Genomic DNA, 18,949 nt, shown 5'->3' with positions numbered 1-18,949 from the left:
CTGCGACGCCAAGTGTATTAGCTTGGCTGCAAAATGCTCTATCGCTCCAGCACCAGCGACCGGCCTTCGAAGCGCGACACGCACGGCATGATCTTCCTGCCGGAACGGTGGTCTTCCTCGCTCAACCAATGGTCGTTGTGGATGAACTTGCCGTCACACGAGATGACATTGGTCTCGCATTGGCCGCAGACGCCGCCACGGCAAAGATAGGGCGGATCGACCCCGGCGGCTTCGATGGCTTCGAGCAGACTCTGCTGCTCGCCGACGCGGATGGTCTTGCCGCTGACGGCAAGGGTCACGTCGAACGGCAGACCGGGCTGGGGCGCCGCGAAGTGCTCGTAGTGCACGGTCTCCGGCGGCCAGCCGAGCGCGGCAGCACGGTCGCGCACCCAGTTGATCATGCCGGCGGGGCCGCAGACATAGAGATGCGTGCCGAGCGGCTGCGAGGACAGCATCCGGTCGAGCTCTATGCGTTCCTCGCGGTCATCGTGATAGAGCCTGACTCGACGGCCGTAGCGCTCCCGCAGCACGTCGGCATAGGTGCCGAGCGAGGCGGTGCGGCAGGTGTAGTGCAGTTCGAAATTGCCGCCTTCGCCCGCAAGTTGGGCGGTCTGCGCCATGAACGGCGTGATGCCGATGCCGCCGGCCAGCATCAGGTGCTTTTTGGCCCTGAGATCGAGTGAGAACAGATTGACGGGATAGCTGATCACCATCTCCAGGCCCGGCTTGACCGACCTGTGCATGAACAGCGAGCCGCCACGACCGACATCGTCGCGGCGCACCGAGATGGTGTATTCGCGCGTGTCGAGCGGCGAGCCCATCAGCGAATAGGGATTGAGCCTTGTGCGCTCGCCATCGCGCATCTCGACCACGACATGGGCGCCGCCGGAAAAGGTCGGCAACAGCTCACCATCACGCCGGCGAAAATGGAAACGGGTGACCAGGTCGTTGACCGGGACGACATCGCTGACGACGACGTCGAGCTTGGTGGTTCCGGCGCTCATCGAAAGATCTCCTCCATGGGAGGAATTTCACTGCGATCTTCGGCATTGATGCAGACGCCCTGGAAGGCGGCGAGACGCCTTGAATAGTGATCGCGTACCAACAGAAGCAGGCCGCAATGCGAGCAGGTCGCCGGCTGGGTCGTGACATTCTCGGTGATGCCCTTGCAGTGCACGCACTGCATGCGCCTTGCCAGCGAGCCGCGATGCTCGGTCTGCATGGAGGTATGATCGATGCCGGCTTCGAGCGCCACCTGCATGGCCTGGCCGATCAGCCCTTCGGTGCCGGCGAGATAGAGGCGCAGACCCATATGCGCGTTGGTCAGCGTCTGCCTCAGACGTGGCAGCAGGCTGGCGAAGGACGGCGCGATGTGCAGTTGCGCCGGCTTCAACGCTTCGAGAGCGGCAACGTATTGGCCGTCAGGACCGGGAATGAAGACGATTTCGGCCCCGTCGAAGAACCCGCCCGGAGCCCTGGCGGCCATGTCCGTTATCGCGAGCGCGCCTTCCGCATCCGCTAGGAAAAGATGATGCGTGCCGGGCTGCGGAGACAGGGTCCCGTAAATCGGCCGGCTGATGATGGTCTTGGCTGCCATTCTGTCTTTGTGCCTCGAAACCCCTCGTCGATTATGCCTCAGCCTTTCGCCGTGCGCTTGGTCTTCTTGGGATCGTCGAACGGCAAGGGCTGCGCCGTCGCCTTGATGGAACCGCTCTTGTTACGGATTTCGAGCTTGGTGTCCTTGACCGCGCAGTCGACGTCGAGCCGGGCGATGCCCATCGATTTCTCGACCAGCGGCGAATACATGGCGCAGGTGACCACGCCGACCTTTTTGCCGTCGCGATAGACCGGAGCGCCTTCATCGGCCGGCTCCTTGCCGTCGAGCAGGACGCCGTAGATCTTGAAGCGCTCCTTGCCTTTCAGGCGATAGTGCTCTTCAGCGCCGCGGAACCCGGTCTTGCCGGGGCTGACGGTGAAGTCGAGGCCGAGTTCCCAAAGCGTGTCGCCGGGGCCTTCGTTCTCGAACGGGTATTTCTGCGAATTGTCATAGGGGTAGAACAAGAGGTAGCTCTCGACGCGCAGCATATCGAGGGTGGTGAAGCGGCACGGAATGATGCCGGCGCCCTTGCCCTCGTCGAGGATCCTGTCCCAGATCGTGCCGGCATCCTGGCCACGGCAGAAGATCTCGTAGCCGCGCTCGCCGGTATAGCCGGTGCGCGAGATCATCACGGGGAAGCCGAACAGCTGCGTCTGCATGTGATGGAAATAGTTGAGGTCGCGGATGCCGGGCACGTGCTTGGCCAGATAGTCGACCGCCGCCGGCCCCTGCAGCGACAAATCGTGCAGATTGTCGTCGAAGCGCAGCGACACGTCGCGGCCCATCGCCGCCCGCTGCAGTTCCTCGTGGCCGGTGCCCGAGCCGTGCACGACCATCCAGGAATTCGGTCCCGTGCGGTAGAGGATGCAGTCGTCGGTGAACTTTCCCGCTTCGTTCAGCATGCAGGCATAGGCCGACTTGCCGGGATAGATTTTTTCGACGTCACGCGTTGTGGCGAGGTCGATGAGATGCGAGGCGTGCGGCCCTGTGATGTGCACCTTCTTCAGGCCGGAAACATCCATGAGCCCGGCCTTGGTGCGGATGGCGATATATTCCTCATCGGCATCCTTGTCGTAGGTCCAGGCGGTGCCCATACCGCTCCAGTCTTCGAGTTTCGACCCCAGAGCGCGATGGCGATCCGCCAGGGTTGAAAATCTCCAGGATGCCGTCATCCGCTCGTCCTCCGTTCGAAAATCCTGCTGTTCCCTGCTCCTTTGCCTGAGGCCGGAGCTTTGGATGGAATATTGACCGCAAACGCGGGAAGCCTGCAATCCCCTTGAAGCAAATAATTTCATTGTCAGGCAAAATTGTTCACTCGAAACGAGCGGTTAACGCCACGTAAATTGGTCTTGACAAGTCCGAGATTCGGGCGGAACTTATGAAAAAAATTTCACTCTCTTGAAAGAGAGCGGCGGGCGGTGGATTCGGAACCGGACGTCGGCAAAGAAGGGGAAAAACGATGTCAGACCTGCAGCAGCGCATCGAGGCGCTGTACCGCTCCGACTTGCGCGGATCCGCGCTCCTGATCGTCTGCTTGTGGGCGACGATCCTCTTCGTCCTCTTCATGACGTGGCCATACATTCCGCAGGGCGGCATCAAGGCCGTTGTCGCCATTGCCGCCGCCGCGGTGCTCATCTTCAACACGGCAGCCATCCTGGCGATGGTCAAACATTACAAGGAAGACAAAGAGTTCATCTACGGGCTCGACATCAAGAACGCCGACGCATCCCGCAACCGCAAGTCCTGAGGGGAGAAACAATGTCCCGCTATACGCCGCCGGAGCAGAGCAAGGCCGGGCAAGTCTTCGACATCGCCGTTGTCGTGGTCGCCATCTTCGTGGCGCTGTGGCTCCCGCTGAAGCTTGGTCTTGCCGGTGCCGCGAAATCCATCGATGCGCTCGATGCCAAGACCTGGGAAGCGCTCGGGCAGAATCCGACCATGGCGTCGATCTGGGAAAAGCTCGGCTATACGCCGGAGACCGCTCACGACGTCATCCAGAACCGGTTCCACTACATCATCGACTGGCCGACGCTGATCATCATGGCGGCCGTGCTGATCGGTTATTTCGTGTTCCTGTTCCGGGCATCCGACCGCGAATATCGCGATGTCATCAACGAAAAGTTCGACGACAAATAGAGTTTGACGACGAAGAATTTTGGAGACACGACCATGTGGGTGGCACTCTCTTACGCATGCTGGGGCATCTCGATCGTGCTCGCGCTTTGGATGCTCTACGACTGGTTCAAGGTCGATACGAACTACTCCGAGGACGTTCTGACCTCGTCGCGCGAAGGCGAGCTTGAAGCCGTTTCCGAAAAACACCGGATCTGAGTGGGGATTGATCGATGACGGTCGCGCTTGAAAACACCACGACCACCACAATTCACGGCGACCGGGTATCGCTGCTTCGGGTGCTTGGCCCGGCCCATGTCTGGGCGCTCGGTGTCGGCATCGTTCTGGTCGGCGAGTTCACCGGCTGGAATTTCTCGGCCGACAAGGGCGGCGCGCTGGCGGCCCTGATCGTGTGCTGGGTCGTCGGGCTGCTCTACACCTCTGTGGCCATGATCGATTCCGAGGTGACGTCGACGGTGGCCGCCGCCGGCGGCCAATATGCGCAGGCCAAGCACATCGTCGGCCCGCTGATGGCCTTCAACGTCGCGCTGTTCCTGGTTTTTGCCTACACGATGCTGGAAGTGTCCGACGCCATCCTGCTCGGCGACACCATCGTCGCCAAGGCGGGAGTCGAAGGGCTAACCCACAATTCCTTCATCGCCGCCACCATCGTGGTTCTGGCCTGGCTCAACTATCGCGGCGTGCTGATGACGCTCAACGTCAACTTCGTCATCACGGCCATCGCCTATGTCTCGATCGTCATCCTGTTCTTCTCAGTCAGCCCTTGGACGCAAGGCGCGGTGCTGAAGCTTAACGAACTGGTCACTCCAGGCAACGCGCTGCCCTATGGCTGGATCGGCGTCATCGCCGCCTTCCAGTTCGGCATCTGGTATTATCTCGGCATCGAAGGCACCACGCAGGCGGCCGAGGAAGTGCGCTCGCCGGCACGCTCGCTGCCCTACGGCACCATGGCCGGCATGATCACGCTTCTGATCGCCGCCGCCATGACCTGGTATGTCTGCGCCTCGCTGATGCCTTGGGAATATCTCGGCATCACCTATTATCCGCTCTGGGATGCCGGCAAGCTGACCGGAAGCCCGCTGCTGGAGAACCTTCTGTTCATAGCGACGCTGCTCGCCGCGCTTGCCTCCGCCAATGGCTGCATCAACGACGCGGCGCGCGCCTGGTTCTCGCTTGGCCGCGACCGCTATCTGCCGAGCTGGTTTTCGGCGGTCCATCCGAAATACCGCACGCCCTACCGGTCGATCCTGTTCCTGCTGCCGATCGCACTGGCCTTCGCCTTCATCGCCGATCTCAACCAGGCGATCACCTTCTCGATCCTGTCGGGCGTGCTGCAATACACTTTCATGAGCATCAACATCATGATGTTCAGGAAGAAGTGGCCGCTGGGCTCGATCCGCCGCGGCTACACGCACCCCTTCCATCCGCTGCCGGCAATCGTCCTGTTCTGCCTGTGCGTGGTGACCTTCTTCGCCATCTTCCTCGGCTTCGGCTCGCAGTTGATCGCCATGGTCGCCTTCTATTTCCTAATCTCGCTGTGGTTCCATTTCTACCGCTATAAATTCGTGCGGCGTGGCGACCAGTTCACCATGCCGTGGCCGAAACCGCAGGGCTATTGATGGGAGTAGGCCCGCCCAGGGTCTGGACGGGCCTTGCACGAAAAAAATGTCCGAAGTGACATCAGCACTGCTTGCCGGGGCAATTGTCCTGGCTCTCGTCCTTCACTTTGCGTGGCTGGCACGCCGCAGCCGCGACAGGGCCTCGGCAGCGCTCGCCGCCGACGAGGCCAGCATTCGCGCCGTCGTCGCGGACACGGCCAATGTCTCGGACGGCACCGCCGGCGTCATCACCTGGGAAGGATCATGGAACGGCCAGCGCGTCCAGTTGCGCACCATCATCGACACGCTGGCGACGCGGAAACTGCCGGCGCGCTGGCTTAGTGTTTCGATCACCGAGAAGGTCGCGGTGTCAGCCATTTTCGATATGATGATGCGGCCGGGCTCACCGACGACCTTCTCCAATTTCGATCATCTGGACCATACGCTGCCGAAAGCTCCGGGATTTCCAGCCGAAGCGGTGCTGCGGACGGACCGCAGAGGCACGCGTTTCCCGCAAGGCATCATCGCCGGTCATCTTGAAACCTTTGCGGATGGCCGCGCCAAGGAGCTGCTGATCACGCCAAACGGAGTGCGCATCGTGTGGCTGCTGGCCGAGGCCGAGCGGGCACGCTACGGCGTCTTCCGGCAAGCCGCGTTCGGTGACACGCGGATCGACGCGACGCTGATCGAGCGGCTGCTCGTATCTCTCTCGAAGCTGCGGGACGCCATCAACCAAAGCGAACGGCAGGTGGCATGAGCACTTCAAACACATCGCCGGCACCCGTGAGCCCTTATCTCGTCCTGGGCGCCGCAATCGTGCTGCCGGCAAGCGGTCATGTCATTCTTGGCGTCCCCGTGCGCGGACTGCAGTTCCTTTTCTTCATGGTCATCCTGGCCTGGGTGACCGCCAAGATTTCGCCGCCGGATGCGAGCTTCGTCGGCCGTCATGCGGGCGGCTTTCTGATCTATGCGCTGTCGATCCTCGACGCCTACAAGATCGCCCGCATCCGTACCGCCAAATGGGCTCATAATGCCCGACCGCAGGGCGATGATACGCAGAGTGGCATTGAGCCGCATACGTAATCAGAGGAAAATTTTTTTCATCCCATTGAATTCCAGGATTTCATTCGGTACATCATCTCTAGTCACAAACGTCGGGAGGCTGACATGTGCGGAATCGTTGGACTTTTCCTGAAGGACAAGGCGCTGGAGCCGAAGCTCGGCGCTATGCTGTCGGAGATGCTGGTATCGCTCAGCGATCGCGGCCCTGACAGCGCCGGCATCGCCATCTATGGCGCGACATCAGGCAACGAGGCCAAGATCACCATCCAGTCGCCGAAGCCGGAACGCGATTTCCGCGGCCTGGACGCCGAACTCGCCAAGGCTCTCGGAGCGCCGGTGAGCATTGCGGTCAAATCGACACACGCGGTGGTCAGGACCACGCCCGACAAAGTCGACGCGGCGCGTGAAGCCCTCCAGTCGCTCAGGCCCGACATCCGCATCATGGGCGCCGGCGAAGCGGTGGAGATCTACAAGGAAGTCGGCCTGCCCGAAGCTGTCGTCGAGCGCTTCGATGTCCGCAAGATGACCGGCACGCATGGCATCGGCCACACCCGCATGGCGACGGAATCGGCGGTGACGACGATGGGCGCGCATCCCTTCTCGACGGGTGCCGACCAGTGCCTGGTGCACAATGGTTCTTTGTCCAACCACAACAATGTCCGCCGCGAGCTGGTGCGCGAAGGCATGAAATTCGAGACAGAGAACGATACCGAGGTGGCGGCCGCCTACCTTTCCTCGCAAATGGCCCATGGCAAGAACCTCGGCGAGGCACTGGAAGGCACGCTCTCCGACCTCGACGGCTTCTTCACCTTCGTCGTCGGCACCAAGAACGGTTTTGGCGTGGTGCGCGATCCGATCGCCTGCAAGCCCGCCGTGATGGCCGAGACCGACCAGTATGTCGCCTTCGGCTCGGAATATCGCGCGCTGACCAAACTGCCCGGCATAGACAATGCGAAGGTCTGGGAACCGGAGCCCGCAACCGTCTATTTCTGGGAGCATTGAGTTCATGCCGGCAACCTCCAAGGCAATGCGCGATAGCCATGCGCGCGTCTTCGACCTCGACGTCCTGTCGCTGCGCGAACTCAACCAGGCGCTGCACAATCTGGCTCCCGGCTCGAACGAGACGGCGTGGGAAGTGCTCAACCCGAAAGGCAGCCATTCGGTCGCCGTCGGCGTCGACCAGCCCGTCAGCATCGATGTGCGCGGCAGCGTCGGCTATTACTGCGGCGGCATGAATTCGGGCAGCACGATCACCGTGCATGGTTCGGCCGGCCCGGGCGTTGGCGAGAACATGATGTCGGGTTCCATCGTCATCAAGGGCGACGCCAGCCAATATGCCGGCGCCACCGGCAAGGGCGGGCTGCTGGTCATCGAAGGCAATGCCTCGTCGCGCTGCGGCATCTCAATGAAGGGCATCGACATCGTCGTGCACGGCAATATCGGCCACATGTCGGCCTTCATGGCGCAGTCCGGCAATCTCGTGGTTCTGGGCGATGCCGGCGACGCGCTGGGCGATTCGATCTACGAGGCGCGGCTCTTCGTGCGCGGCAAGGTCGACAGTCTGGGCGCTGACTGCATTGCCAAGGAGTTGCGGCCCGAGCATCTGGAGTTGCTGCAGGGTCTGCTCGATCGCGCCGGCGTGACCGGCGTCAAGCCGTCGGAGTTCAAGCGCTACGGCTCGGCGCGCACGCTCTACAATTTCAATATCGACAACGCCGACGCGTATTGAGGCAGCATGACCTATCGCAACCCGCCGACGACGCCGCGCAAATCCGCGACCTTCGACGACTACACGCTTTCCGAAATCCGCCGCGCCGCGGCAACCGGCATCTACGATATCAGAGGTGCCGGCGCCAAACGCAAGCTGCCGCATTTCGATGATCTTCTGTTTCTCGGCGCCTCGATTTCGCGCTATCCGCTGGAAGGCTACCGCGAGCGCTGCGACACGTCAGTGGTGCTGGGGTCGCGGCATGCGAAGAAGCCGATCGAACTAAAGATCCCGATCACCATCGCCGGCATGAGCTTTGGCTCGCTATCCGGCCCGGCCAAGGAAGCGCTCGGGCGCGGCGCGACGCTGTCGGGCACGTCGACCACGACAGGCGATGGCGGCATGACCGAGGAAGAGCGCGGTCATTCCAAGCAACTGGTCTATCAATACCTGCCGTCGCGCTATGGCATGAACCTGCGCGACCTGCGCCGCGCCGATGCCATCGAAGTCGTCGTCGGCCAGGGCGCCAAGCCCGGCGGCGGCGGCATGCTGCTTGGTCAGAAAATTTCCGATCGTGTCGCCGAGATGCGGACGCTGCCGAAAGGCATCGACCAGCGCTCGGCCTCGCGCCATCCCGACTGGACCGGACCGGACGATCTCGAGATCAAGATCCTCGAATTGCGTGAAATCACCGACTGGGAAAAGCCGATCTACGTCAAGGTCGGTGGCGCCCGCCCCTACTATGATACGGCACTCGCGGTGAAGGCCGGCGCCGATGTCGTGGTGGTCGACGGCATGCAGGGCGGCACGGCGGCGACGCAGGAAGTGTTCATCGAAAATGTCGGCCAGCCGACGCTCGCCTGTATCAGGCCGGCCGTGCAGGCGCTGCAGGATCTCGGCATGCACCGCAAGGTGCAGCTCATCGTCTCCGGCGGCATCCGCAACGGCGCCGATGTCGCCAAGGCGCTGGCGCTCGGCGTCGACGCGGTGTCGATCGGCACGGCGGCACTCGTGGCGCTCGGCGACAATGATCCCCGCTGGGAGGCGGAGTACAACGAACTCGGCACCACCTCAGGCGCCTATGACGACTGGCATGAGGGCAAAGACCCTGCCGGCATCACCACGCAGGACCCGGAACTGATGAAGCGGGTCGACCCCGTGGCCGCCGGGCGCCGGCTGGCGAACTATTTGAAGGTGATGACGCTGGAGGCGCAGACCATCGCCCGCGCCTGCGGCAAGAACAGCCTGCACAATCTCGAACCCGAGGACCTCGTCGCATTGACGATCGAGGCTGCCGCCATGGCCGGCGTGCCGCTGGCGGGCACCAACTGGATACCGGGGAAGAACGGCTTCTAGAACACATCCAAAGACATAAGCGAGGAACTATAATGGGGAACGATCTCGCCGCATTCGCCAAAGAGAACGGCGTCAAATATTTCATGATTTCCTACACTGACCTGTTCAGTGGCCAGCGCGCCAAGCTGGTGCCGGCGCAGGCGATCGCCGACATGCAGAAGGACGGTGCCGGCTTCGCCGGATTTGCCACCTGGCTCGATCTGACGCCGGCGCATCCCGACATGCTGGCGGTGCCGGATCCGGACTCGGTGATCCAATTGCCATGGAAACCGGAAGTCGCCTGGGTCGCCGCCAACTGCATCATGGACGACAAGGAGGTCGGCCAGGCGCCGCGCAACACGCTGAAGCGGCTGATCGCCGAGGCAGCCGCCGACGGCATGCATGTCAAGACCGGTGTCGAGGCCGAGTTCTTCCTGATCTCGCCGGACGGCAAGGCGATCTCCGACGAATACGACACGGCATCGAAGCCTTGCTACGACCAGCAGGCGGTGATGCGCCGTTACGATGTCATCGCCGAGATCTGCGATCATATGCTGGCGCTCGGCTGGGGCGCCTACCAGAACGACCATGAGGACGCCAACGGCCAGTTCGAGATGAACTGGGCCTTCGACGACGCGTTGCCGACCGCCGACAAGCACTCCTTCTTCAAGTTCATGGTCAAGTCGATCGCGGAAAAGCATGGGCTGCGCGCCACCTTCATGCCCAAACCCTTCCAGGGCCTGACCGGCAATGGCTGCCATGCCCATATCTCGGTGTGGGACGAGACCGGCAAAACCAATGTGTTTGCCGACAACTCGATGGAACTCGGTCTTTCCGCCAAGGGCAAGAACTTCCTCGGCGGCATCATGAAGCACGCTTCGGCGCTGGCCGCGATCACCAATCCGACGGTGAATTCCTACAAGCGCATCAACGCGCCGCGCACCATTTCGGGCGCGACCTGGGCGCCGAACACGGTGACCTGGACCGGCAACAACCGCACCCACATGGTGCGCGTGCCGGGGCCGGGCCGCTTCGAGCTGCGCCTGCCCGATGGTGCCGCCAACCCCTATCTTCTGCAGGCGGTCATCATCGCCGCCGGGCTCGACGGCATCCGCTCGAAGGCCGATCCCGGCAAGCGCTACGACATCGACATGTACCAGCTCGGCCATACCGTCACGGATGCGCCGAAACTGCCGCTCAACCTGCTCGACGCGCTGCGCGAGTTCGACCATGACAAATCGCTCAAGGCGGCGCTGGGTGAGGAATTTTCGTCGGCATACCTAAAGCTCAAGCACCAGGAATGGAATTCCTATGCTTCGCACTTCACGCAGTGGGAGCGCGACCACACGCTGGATATCTAACCTCCAACGCGTAGGGCGAGCGGCCTTGGAATGATTTTATGAAATACTCGATCTTCTCGCTCGCCCGCGCCGCTCTTTCCGGCCACAAGAACTGGCAACGCACCTGGCGCGACGCCGCGCCGAAGGATCGCTATGACGTCGTGATCATCGGCGGTGGCGGCCATGGGCTGGCCACCGCCTGGTTCCTGGCCAGCGAGTTCGGCATCAAAAATGTCGCGGTGCTGGAAAAGGGCTGGATCGGCTCCGGCAATGCCGGCCGCAACACCACCATCATTCGCTCCAATTACGGCCTGCCCGGCAATACCGGCTTCTACGAACTCTCGATGAAGCTGTGGGAGCGGATGGAGCAGGACCTCAACTACAACGCGATGGTCAGCCAGCGCGGCGTCATCAACCTCTATCATTCCGACGCGCAACGCGACGCCTATGCGCGGCGCGGCAACACCATGCGCATCAACGGCATCGACGCCGAACTGCTCGACCTGGCGGCGGTCAGGAAGATGATCCCGTTCCTGAATTTCGATAATGCGCGCTTCCCCGTGCAGGGCGGGCTGCTGCAACGGCGCGGCGGCACGGCACGGCACGACGCCGTGGCCTGGGGCTACGCCCACGCTGCCAGCGAACTCGGCGTCGACATCATCCAGAACTGCGAAGTCACCGGCTTTGTCAGGGACGCCAACGGCAAGGTGACCGGCGTAGAGACGTCGCGCGGTAGGATCGGCGCCGGTAAGGTCGGCATGGCGGTGGCCGGCTCTTCGTCGCGGGTCGCTGCAATGGCCGGCCTGCGGCTGCCGATCGAAAGCCATGTGCTGCAGGCCTTCGTCTCGGAGGCGATCAAGCCGCTCATTCCAGGTGTCATGACCTTCGGCGCCGGCCATTTCTATGTCAGCCAGTCCGACAAGGGCGGGCTGGTCTTCGGCGGCGACATCGACGGCTACAATTCCTACGCCCAGCGCGGCAACATGCCTGTCATGGAAGATGTCTGCGAGGGCGGCATGGCGCTGATGCCGATGATCGGCCGCGTGCGCCTGCTGCGCCAATGGGGCGGCATCATGGACATGTCGATGGACGGTTCGCCGATCATCGACAAGACGCCGGTCGACGGGCTCTACCTCAACGCCGGCTGGTGCTATGGCGGCTTCAAGGCGACACCTGGCTCAGGCTTCGTCTTCGCCCATCTGCTTGCCCGCGATGAGTCGCATGAGGAGGCCGCCCGCTTCCGTCTCGACCGGTTCCGGTCTGGCGCTGTCATCGACGAAAAGGGCCAGGGCGCCCAACCGAACCTGCACTGAAGGCGGCTGGAACCATGCGCATCACCTGTCCCTTCTGCGGCGAACGCGAACTCGGCGAATTCACCTATCTCGGCGATGCCAAGCCGATGCGGCCGGCACCTGGAGCATCGGAAGATGAGGTCTACGATTACGTCTATCTGCGCGACAACATCGCCGGCGTGATGGACGAGAACTGGTATCACGGCGGCGGTTGCCGGGCCTGGCTGAAAGTCACCCGCAACACGCTGACGCACGAGATTTCGGCGGTCGAACCAGCGGCAGGCGCCGGCGCTAGGCAGGTCGCGAAATGAGGTTTCCTATCGAACTCGGCGCTGCCCCTCACCTGCCTGCCGGCATCCTCTCCCCGTATAGGGACGGGGAGAGGGGTGCTGCCGTCGCCGGTTTCGCCAATCGCCAGCGTTGCAGGAAGAGAGCCAGCATCGCGGCCAGCCTCCTTCTCCCCGTCACAATACGGGGCGAAGTGCCCGGCAGGGCTATGAGGGGCAGCGCCGACCTTCCGATTGTGAGGCGTGCATCGTGACTTCCTTTCAATCCAATCGCCTGGCCGACGGCGGCCTCGTCGACCGTTCGGCGCCGCTGAATTTCAGTTTCGACGGCAAGAGCTTCTCCGGTTTCAAAGGCGACACGCTTGCCTCGGCATTGGTTGCCAACGGCGTCAAGCTGGTTGGCCGCTCGTTCAAGTACCACCGCCCGCGCGGCATCCTGACCGCTGGGTCGGAAGAGCCCAATGCGCTGGTCGAATTGCGCAGCGGTGCACGGCGCGAGCCGAACACCAAGGCGACGACGGCGGAGCTCTATGAAGGGCTCGACGCCGCCAGCCAGAACCGCTGGCCGTCGCTCGACTTCGACGTGATGTCGGTCAACCAGCTGTTCGCGCCGATCTTCGTCGCCGGTTTTTACTATAAGACCTTCATGTGGCCGGCGAAGTTCTGGGAAGCGATCTACGAACCGGCGATCCGCCGCGCCGCCGGCCTTGGCCGCGCCGCTGGCATCGCCGATCCCGACCATTACGACAAGGCCTGGGCGCATTGCGACGTGCTGATCGCCGGCTCTGGCCCGACTGGCCTCGCGGCCGCCCTCGCAGCAGGCCGCAGCGGCGCCCGCGTCATCCTGTGCGAAGAGGATTTTGTCCTCGGCGGCCGCCTGCTTGCCGATGGCGGCATGATCGACGGATTGCCTGCCGCCGAATGGATTGCGCGCACGCTCAGTGAGCTTGCCGCCATGCCCGATGTCCGCATCATGACGCGCACGACGCTGTTCGGCGTCTATGATGGCGGCACCTACGGCGCGATCGAGCGCGTCAACGACCACCTGCCCTCGCCGCCGGAGCACCAGGTGCGCCAGCGGCTATGGCGGATCGTGGCCAAGCGCTGCGTCGTCGCGGCGGGCGCGCTCGAACGGCCAATCGTCTTTGCCGGCAACGACACGCCGGGCGTGATGATGGCGTCCGCCATGCGCAGCTATATCGCACGTTACGCTGCGGCGCCGGCCAGGCGCATCGCGCTGTTCACCAACAATGAGGATGGCTGGCGCACGGTCGAGACGGCACTCGGCGCCGGGCTGCAGATCGCCGCCGTGATCGACGCGCGCGCGGAAATCGCGCCCGAGCAGCGCTCGCTTGCCAGCAAGAGCGGCTTTCCCGTCCTGCATGGCACCGTCAGCGGCATCGACGGCGGCAAGAATGGCGTGCGCAAGATTTCCGTCTCGCTCACCGGCGGCGCACGTGCCGAAGTGGAAGCTGATGGGCTCGCCGTTTCCGGCGGCTGGAACCCGGCAGTCGGGCTCACCTCCTATCATCGCGGCCGACCGAAATGGCGCGACGACATCGCCGCCTTCGTGCCCGACGGCGCGCCGCCTGGCATGGTTGCCGCGGGTGCCGCCAACGGCGCCTTCGGACTTGGCGCCTGCCTGCGCGAAGGATTTGCGGCGGGCGCGGCGGCGGCACGTGATGCCGGACACGGCAATGGTTCAGGCTCCACGCCGGTGGCCGACGACCAAGCCTTTTCGCTCACCCCGCTGTGGCATGTCGCGGGCAAGGGCAAAGCCTTTGTTGACCAGCAGCATGATGTCACCGCATCCGATATCGAGCTGGCGCAGCGCGAAGGTTTTGAATCGGTCGAGCACCTGAAGCGTTACACCACGCTCGGCATGGCGACCGACCAGGGCAAGACCTCGAACGTCGCCGGCCTCGCCATCATGGCGGCGGTCACTGGCAAATCCATCCCCGAGACCGGCACGACGATCTACCGGCCGCCCTACGTGCCGGTCGCTATCGGCGCCTTCGCCGGCCATCATCGCGATGAGACTTTTCACGCGACGCGGCTGACGCCGTCGCATCACTGGGCCGCCGAACAGGGCGCGATCTTCGTCGACACTGGTCTGTGGAAGCGCGCGCAATGGTATCCGCGCGCCGGCGAGAAGGACTGGCTGGAATCCGTCACCCGGGAGGTCAAGGCAGTGCGCTCCGGCGTCGGCTTCTGCGATGTCTCGACGCTTGGCAAGATCGACGTGCATGGCGCGGACGCCGGCGCATTCCTCGACCGCGTCTACATCAACACCTTCTCCAATCTTGCAGTGGGAAAAGCGCGCTACGGACTGATGCTGCGCGAGGACGGCATCGTCTACGATGACGGCACCACGTCGCGCCTGGCCGAGGACCACTATTTCCTGACCACCACCACGGCCAAGGCCGGACTGGTGATGCAGCATCTCGAATTCTGCCGGCAGGTGCTGTTTCCTGAACTCGATGTCCAGCTGACTTCGGTCTCCGACCAGTGGGCACAATTTTCGATCGCCGGACCCAAAACCCGCGACCTGTTGAAAGAGATCGTCGATTCTTCGGAAGACCTTTCCAACGAAGGCTTCCCCTTCATGGGTGCACGCGAAGTCGCGTTGCGCGGCGGCGTCAGGGCGCGGCTGTTCCGCATCTCCTTCTCCGGCGAAATGGCGTTCGAGATTTCGGTGCCGGCACGCTACGGCGAGGCGATGGCCCGCAATCTGATGATCGCGGGCCAGCCGTTCGGCGTGACGCCTTACGGCACCGAGGCGCTCGGCGTCATGCGCATCGAAAAAGGTCATGTCGCGGGACCGGAGCTCAGCGGCACGACCACCGCGGCCGATCTCGGCCTCGGCAAGATGATGTCGACCAAGAAAGATTTCATCGGCCGCGTCATGGCCGGCCGCGAGGCGCTGGTTGCGGCGGATCGGCAGGTCGTCGTCGGCATCAAGCCGACCGACAAGACGCGACGGCTACGCTCCGGCGCGCACATCATTCCGAAGGGGCAGACACCCGGGCCTGACAATGACCAGGGCTACATCACCTCGGTCTGCTATTCGCCGACGGCAGACCAATGGATCGGGCTTGCGCTTGTCGAGCGCGGTCGCGAGCGCATCGGCGAGATCGTGCATGCGCACGATCCGCTGCGCGGCGAAGACTATGACGTCGAGATTTGCAATCCCGTCTTCTACGATCCGGATGGAGGGCGCCAGCGTGGCTGAGTTTTCCTGGGAAATCCGCAGCCCGCTCCATCGCGCGCTGGTTTCGGGACCGTTTGGCGCGCATGGCGAGGGGGGCGTCACCCTGACCGAAATTCGCAATTTCGATCTCGTCCAGGTGATGGCGCGACGCGGCAAGGCGGCCGAGATGGCGAGCGCCGCTAACGCGCATTTCGGCGTAGCGGTTCCGGAAACACCGAAGACGGCTGGAGCAGCCGAAGCCACGCTCATCTGGTCGGGACCGGATCAGTTCTTCGTGCTGTCGAAAGGCGGCAGACATCAGGTGGGGTCGCTGGCTCCAGGTTTCGCGGCCTCGGCTTCGCTGTCGGACCAGTCGCATGCGCGGGTGTTGATCCGCATTTGTGGCGACAAGGCACGCGCCCTGCTCGCCAAACTGTCGTCGATCGATCTATATCCAGCGGCGTTCCCGGTCGGAACCGCGGCAGCCACCTCGATGGACCACACCAGCGTCACGCTGTGGCGCGGCAATGATGCGCGGGACGGACAGGCGGTGTTCAACGTCCTGGTGTTCGCGACGTTCGCCGAGAGCTTGTGGCATACTATGCTGGACTCGGGTGCCGAGTATGGTGTCGAGATCGGGCATTCGGAGGACTTGGCGTAGCATGGCGCGTCTGTCCTTCTCCCCTTTGCGGAGAAGGAAGAAGCGCCACCCTCCGCCTTGCCAAACTCCGCTCCGCTGCTATTCTTGCTGCTAAAATAATTTCACGCACAGGCAAACTTGTTTCTCGAACCGCAAGGCTGAGATGAGCCAGTCGCCCTACCCCGCCGTGACAGCCGGACCGCCCAGGCCAAGCCTCATCCTGAGGCCGGGCCAGATCGCGCTGCCGGCCGGCATGGAGCGCTATATCGTACAGGGCAATGGCGCGGTGCTGATCGAGGTCGAGGCCGGCGATACGATCACGGTACGCAATGTCGAGGGCGGCCAGGCCTGCGAGTTGCTGGCCTGGGACAAGTCGGGCGTCACCGACCCCGGCATTCTCGGTGACAAATCCAATAGTAGTGCCGCCGGCATCAAGGCACTGCTCACCGAAGACGACGACAGTCTTTCGGCTGTGCGCCGCGGCCTCGAACGCCGTCAGGTTCAGCTCGACAAGGCCAAGGCTGTGCGCGTATTTGGCGGCACCACTCCGGCCGGTGCCGAGCAGGCATTCGCGATAGCGCGCGATGGTGCGATGCTGATTGCCGCGCCCGGCGGGCCGATGCTGGTCGACGGCCACGACACGGCGACGCCGCTCAGCGTCATCGTGCGGCGCAACACAATCCGCCTGAAAACAGAATCCCGCCTTGCCGATCCACTGGCCGATCCGGTGCTCGATCTGCGCGTTCATTCGGCGACGGCCGAATCTTATTTCGTCAAGGCCGGCGACTATCTGCAGATCATCGACGTCGACGGGCGCCAGTGCACCGACTTCCAGTGTTTTTCGGCGCGCAAGCTGGACAAGGGGCTCGACCATCCGCTCGACGTCACGACGACGCGCACGCTGATGGGCGCGAGCTATCCGATGCCCGGCCTGCATTCGAAATACTACGACCAGGACATGGAGCCGCTGGTCGAGGTGGTGCAGGACACGTGCGGCCGGCACGACGCCTTCGCGCTCGCCTGTGCGGCGAAGTATTACGACGACATCGGCTATCCCGGCCACACCAACTGCTCGGAGAATTTCAACCGCGCGCTCACCGGCAAGGGCGTCAATCCCCGCGCCGGCTGGATGGCGATCAACTTCTTCTTCAACACGGCGATCGACGCTCATGGCGTCATGGTGTCGGACGAGCCATGGTCGCGAGCCGGCGACTATGTTCTGCTCAAGGCACTCACCGACATCGTCTGCGTCTCCTCCGCCTGTCCCGACGACACGACGCCGGCCAATGGCTGGGACCTGACCGACATCCATGTGCGGACCTATTCCGGCCAGCATAAATTCTCGCGAGCGATCGCCAGACGCATGACGCCCGATTCGGAACCCAAAATGACCCGCGAGACAGCTTTTCATTCGAGCTTTGCCAAACATACGCGCGACTTCGTCGAGTACAGGGGCTATTGGCTGGCCAACTCGTTCGCCAAAGAAGGCGCTATTGCCGAATACTGGGCCTGCCGGCAGGATGCGGTGATCATGGACCTGTCGCCGCTTCGCAAATTCGAGGTTACCGGTCCGGATGCCGAAGCGCTGCTGCAATATACGCTGACGCGTGACGTCAAGAAGCTCGGCGTCGGCCAGGTCGTCTACTCCGCCATGTGCTACGAGCATGGCGGCATGATCGACGACGGCACGCTGCTCAGGCTCGGCAAGGACAATTTCCGCTGGATCGGCGGCGACGATCTCTCCGGCGAATGGCTGCGCGAGACGGCGACAAAGCTCGGCCTCAACGTGTTGGTGCGCTCGTCCACCGACCAGATGCACAACATCGCCGTGCAAGGGCCAAAGAGCCGCGACATCCTGAACCAGGTGATCTGGACCTCCCCGCTGCAGCCCTCGATCGAGGAACTCGAATGGTTCCGCTTCGCGGTCGCCAGGATCGGCGGCGGCAATGGCATTCCCGTCGTCGTCTCGCGCACCGGCTATACCGGCGAACTCGGCTACGAGATCTGGTGCCATCCGCGCGACGCCGAAAAGGTGTTCGACGCCATCTGGGAAGCCGGCCAGCCGCATGGGTTGAAGCCGATGGGACTGCAGGCGCTCGACATGGTGCGCATCGAGGCCGGGCTGATCTTCGCCGGTTACGAGTTCTCCGACCAGACCGATCCGTTCGAGGCGGGCATCGGCTTTACCGTGCCGCTGAAGACCAAGACCGACGATTTCATCGGCCGCGAGGCGCTGATCCGGCGCAAGGACCATCCTCAGACGAAGCTGGTCGGCCTCGACATAGACAGCAATGTCGCCGTCGGCCATGGCGACTGCGTCCATATCGGCCGCGCCCAGATCGGCGTCGTCACGTCGGGCATGCGCTCGCCGGTGCTGAACAAAAACATCTCGCTGGCGCGGCTGGACGTCACCCACGCGGCAATCGGCACGGAGGTCGAGATCGGCAAGCTCGATGGTCATGCCAAGCGGCTGCCAGCCCGGGTCGTCGCCTTTGCCCACTACGATCCGCAAAAGACCAAACCACGTTCCTGACGACTGCCCTTTTTGGGCTCTCAAAGCGCCCGCCGGCCACCGCCGGACGCTTTTTCATCCGCACGCGCAAGCGTGATGTGCATGGTTTCACAAATCGCTTGACGTGAAAGCGCGCCGGATCAATCTTCACTGTTAAGAAAAAAATACGACTGAGTGGAAACACTGCGGCCGGAACGATCATTTGCCGGGGAGCAAGCTTCGCGTAGCCGAGGCATCGCTGGCGGGGAACATCGA

Annotated in this window: 18 protein-coding genes; 15 read left to right on the top strand and 3 right to left on the bottom strand. The window is 63.1% G+C overall.

Annotation, left to right across the window (positions count from 1 at the left end; genetic code table 11):
* Nucleotides 1–38 precede the first annotated feature (38 nt).
* From M653_RS0104705 to M653_RS0104695, 3 genes are read right to left on the bottom strand one after another with little or no spacing between them, the layout of a single operon-like run.
* Complete coding sequence (locus tag M653_RS0104705) at nucleotides 39–1,004, bottom strand: PDR/VanB family oxidoreductase (RefSeq protein WP_027142265.1); 966 nt, start codon at nucleotides 1,002–1,004, stop codon at nucleotides 39–41.
* Nucleotides 1,001–1,597, bottom strand: coding sequence for a dimethylamine monooxygenase subunit DmmA family protein (locus tag M653_RS0104700; RefSeq protein WP_027142264.1), 597 nt, complete (start codon nucleotides 1,595–1,597; stop codon nucleotides 1,001–1,003). Before M653_RS0104700 ends, M653_RS0104705 begins: the two co-directional genes overlap by 4 nt.
* Before the next feature lie 38 nt (nucleotides 1,598–1,635).
* Entirely contained in the window at nucleotides 1,636–2,769 is a 1,134-nt protein-coding gene (locus M653_RS0104695; RefSeq protein WP_027142263.1) for an aminomethyltransferase family protein, read from the bottom strand.
* 287 nt (nucleotides 2,770–3,056) lie between these two features.
* Here M653_RS0104695 and M653_RS0104690 point away from each other — a divergent pair, with 287 nt between their 5' ends.
* The 15 genes from M653_RS0104690 (at nucleotide 3,057) to M653_RS0104620 (ending at nucleotide 18,715) form a co-directional block, all read left to right on the top strand.
* A complete protein-coding gene (locus M653_RS0104690; RefSeq protein ID WP_027142262.1) occupies nucleotides 3,057–3,344 on the top strand; it encodes a hypothetical protein in 288 nt (95 codons plus the stop codon).
* 11 nt (nucleotides 3,345–3,355) lie between these two features.
* Entirely contained in the window at nucleotides 3,356–3,733 is a 378-nt protein-coding gene (locus tag M653_RS0104685; RefSeq protein WP_023771056.1) for a hypothetical protein, read from the top strand.
* A gap of 33 nt (nucleotides 3,734–3,766) precedes the next feature.
* Nucleotides 3,767–3,928, top strand: a complete 162-nt coding sequence (locus tag M653_RS1000000135305) for a hypothetical protein (protein WP_027142261.1) — start codon at nucleotides 3,767–3,769, stop codon at nucleotides 3,926–3,928.
* Between the two features lie 14 nt (nucleotides 3,929–3,942).
* Entirely contained in the window at nucleotides 3,943–5,349 is a 1,407-nt protein-coding gene (locus M653_RS0104675) for an APC family permease (RefSeq protein WP_027142260.1), read from the top strand.
* 46 nt (nucleotides 5,350–5,395) lie between these two features.
* The gene (locus M653_RS0104670; protein ID WP_027142259.1) at nucleotides 5,396–6,085 is read left to right on the top strand and encodes a hypothetical protein; all 690 of its coding nucleotides are present in this window, start codon (nucleotides 5,396–5,398) and stop codon (nucleotides 6,083–6,085) included.
* Nucleotides 6,082–6,411 carry a hypothetical protein gene (locus M653_RS0104665; protein WP_027142258.1) on the top strand — a complete coding sequence of 110 codons (330 nt, stop codon included), beginning with the start codon at nucleotides 6,082–6,084 and terminating at the stop codon, nucleotides 6,409–6,411. Before M653_RS0104670 ends, M653_RS0104665 begins: the two co-directional genes overlap by 4 nt.
* Nucleotides 6,412–6,495: 84 nt before the next feature.
* On the top strand, nucleotides 6,496–7,392 hold the full coding sequence (locus tag M653_RS0104660; protein WP_027142257.1) for a glutamine amidotransferase family protein: 897 nt from the start codon (nucleotides 6,496–6,498) through the stop codon (nucleotides 7,390–7,392).
* A 25-nt stretch (nucleotides 7,393–7,417) separates the two neighbouring features.
* Nucleotides 7,418–8,119: a GXGXG domain-containing protein gene (locus M653_RS0104655; RefSeq protein WP_245262061.1), complete on the top strand. Its 702-nt coding sequence runs from the start codon at nucleotides 7,418–7,420 to the stop codon at nucleotides 8,117–8,119.
* A gap of 6 nt (nucleotides 8,120–8,125) precedes the next feature.
* Nucleotides 8,126–9,454, top strand: coding sequence for an FMN-binding glutamate synthase family protein (locus tag M653_RS0104650; protein ID WP_015318914.1), 1,329 nt, complete (start codon nucleotides 8,126–8,128; stop codon nucleotides 9,452–9,454).
* 32 nt (nucleotides 9,455–9,486) lie between these two features.
* The gene (gene glnT / locus M653_RS0104645) at nucleotides 9,487–10,794 is read left to right on the top strand and encodes a type III glutamate--ammonia ligase (RefSeq protein WP_027142255.1); all 1,308 of its coding nucleotides are present in this window, start codon (nucleotides 9,487–9,489) and stop codon (nucleotides 10,792–10,794) included.
* Nucleotides 10,795–10,832: 38 nt separating this feature from the next.
* Complete coding sequence (locus M653_RS0104640; RefSeq protein ID WP_027142254.1) at nucleotides 10,833–12,086, top strand: sarcosine oxidase subunit beta family protein; 1,254 nt, start codon at nucleotides 10,833–10,835, stop codon at nucleotides 12,084–12,086.
* Nucleotides 12,087–12,100: 14 nt separating this feature from the next.
* Nucleotides 12,101–12,376 (top strand): sarcosine oxidase subunit delta, encoded by a 276-nt coding sequence (locus M653_RS0104635; RefSeq protein WP_027142253.1) that lies wholly within the window; start codon nucleotides 12,101–12,103, stop codon nucleotides 12,374–12,376.
* 226 nt (nucleotides 12,377–12,602) lie between these two features.
* Entirely contained in the window at nucleotides 12,603–15,584 is a 2,982-nt protein-coding gene (locus tag M653_RS0104630; RefSeq protein WP_027142252.1) for a sarcosine oxidase subunit alpha, read from the top strand.
* Nucleotides 15,577–16,203: a sarcosine oxidase subunit gamma family protein gene (locus tag M653_RS0104625; RefSeq protein ID WP_027142251.1), complete on the top strand. Its 627-nt coding sequence runs from the start codon at nucleotides 15,577–15,579 to the stop codon at nucleotides 16,201–16,203. Before M653_RS0104630 ends, M653_RS0104625 begins: the two co-directional genes overlap by 8 nt.
* Before the next feature lie 142 nt (nucleotides 16,204–16,345).
* Nucleotides 16,346–18,715 carry an aminomethyltransferase family protein gene (locus M653_RS0104620; RefSeq protein WP_027142250.1) on the top strand — a complete coding sequence of 790 codons (2,370 nt, stop codon included), beginning with the start codon at nucleotides 16,346–16,348 and terminating at the stop codon, nucleotides 18,713–18,715.
* The last annotated feature ends 234 nt before the right edge of the window (nucleotides 18,716–18,949 follow it).

Source organism: Mesorhizobium sp. WSM3626 (assembly GCF_000513935.1).
In the GTDB taxonomy this organism is placed as follows: domain Bacteria; phylum Pseudomonadota; class Alphaproteobacteria; order Rhizobiales; family Rhizobiaceae; genus Mesorhizobium; species Mesorhizobium salmacidum.
This window is presented reverse-complemented; position numbering and strand designations above follow the sequence as displayed.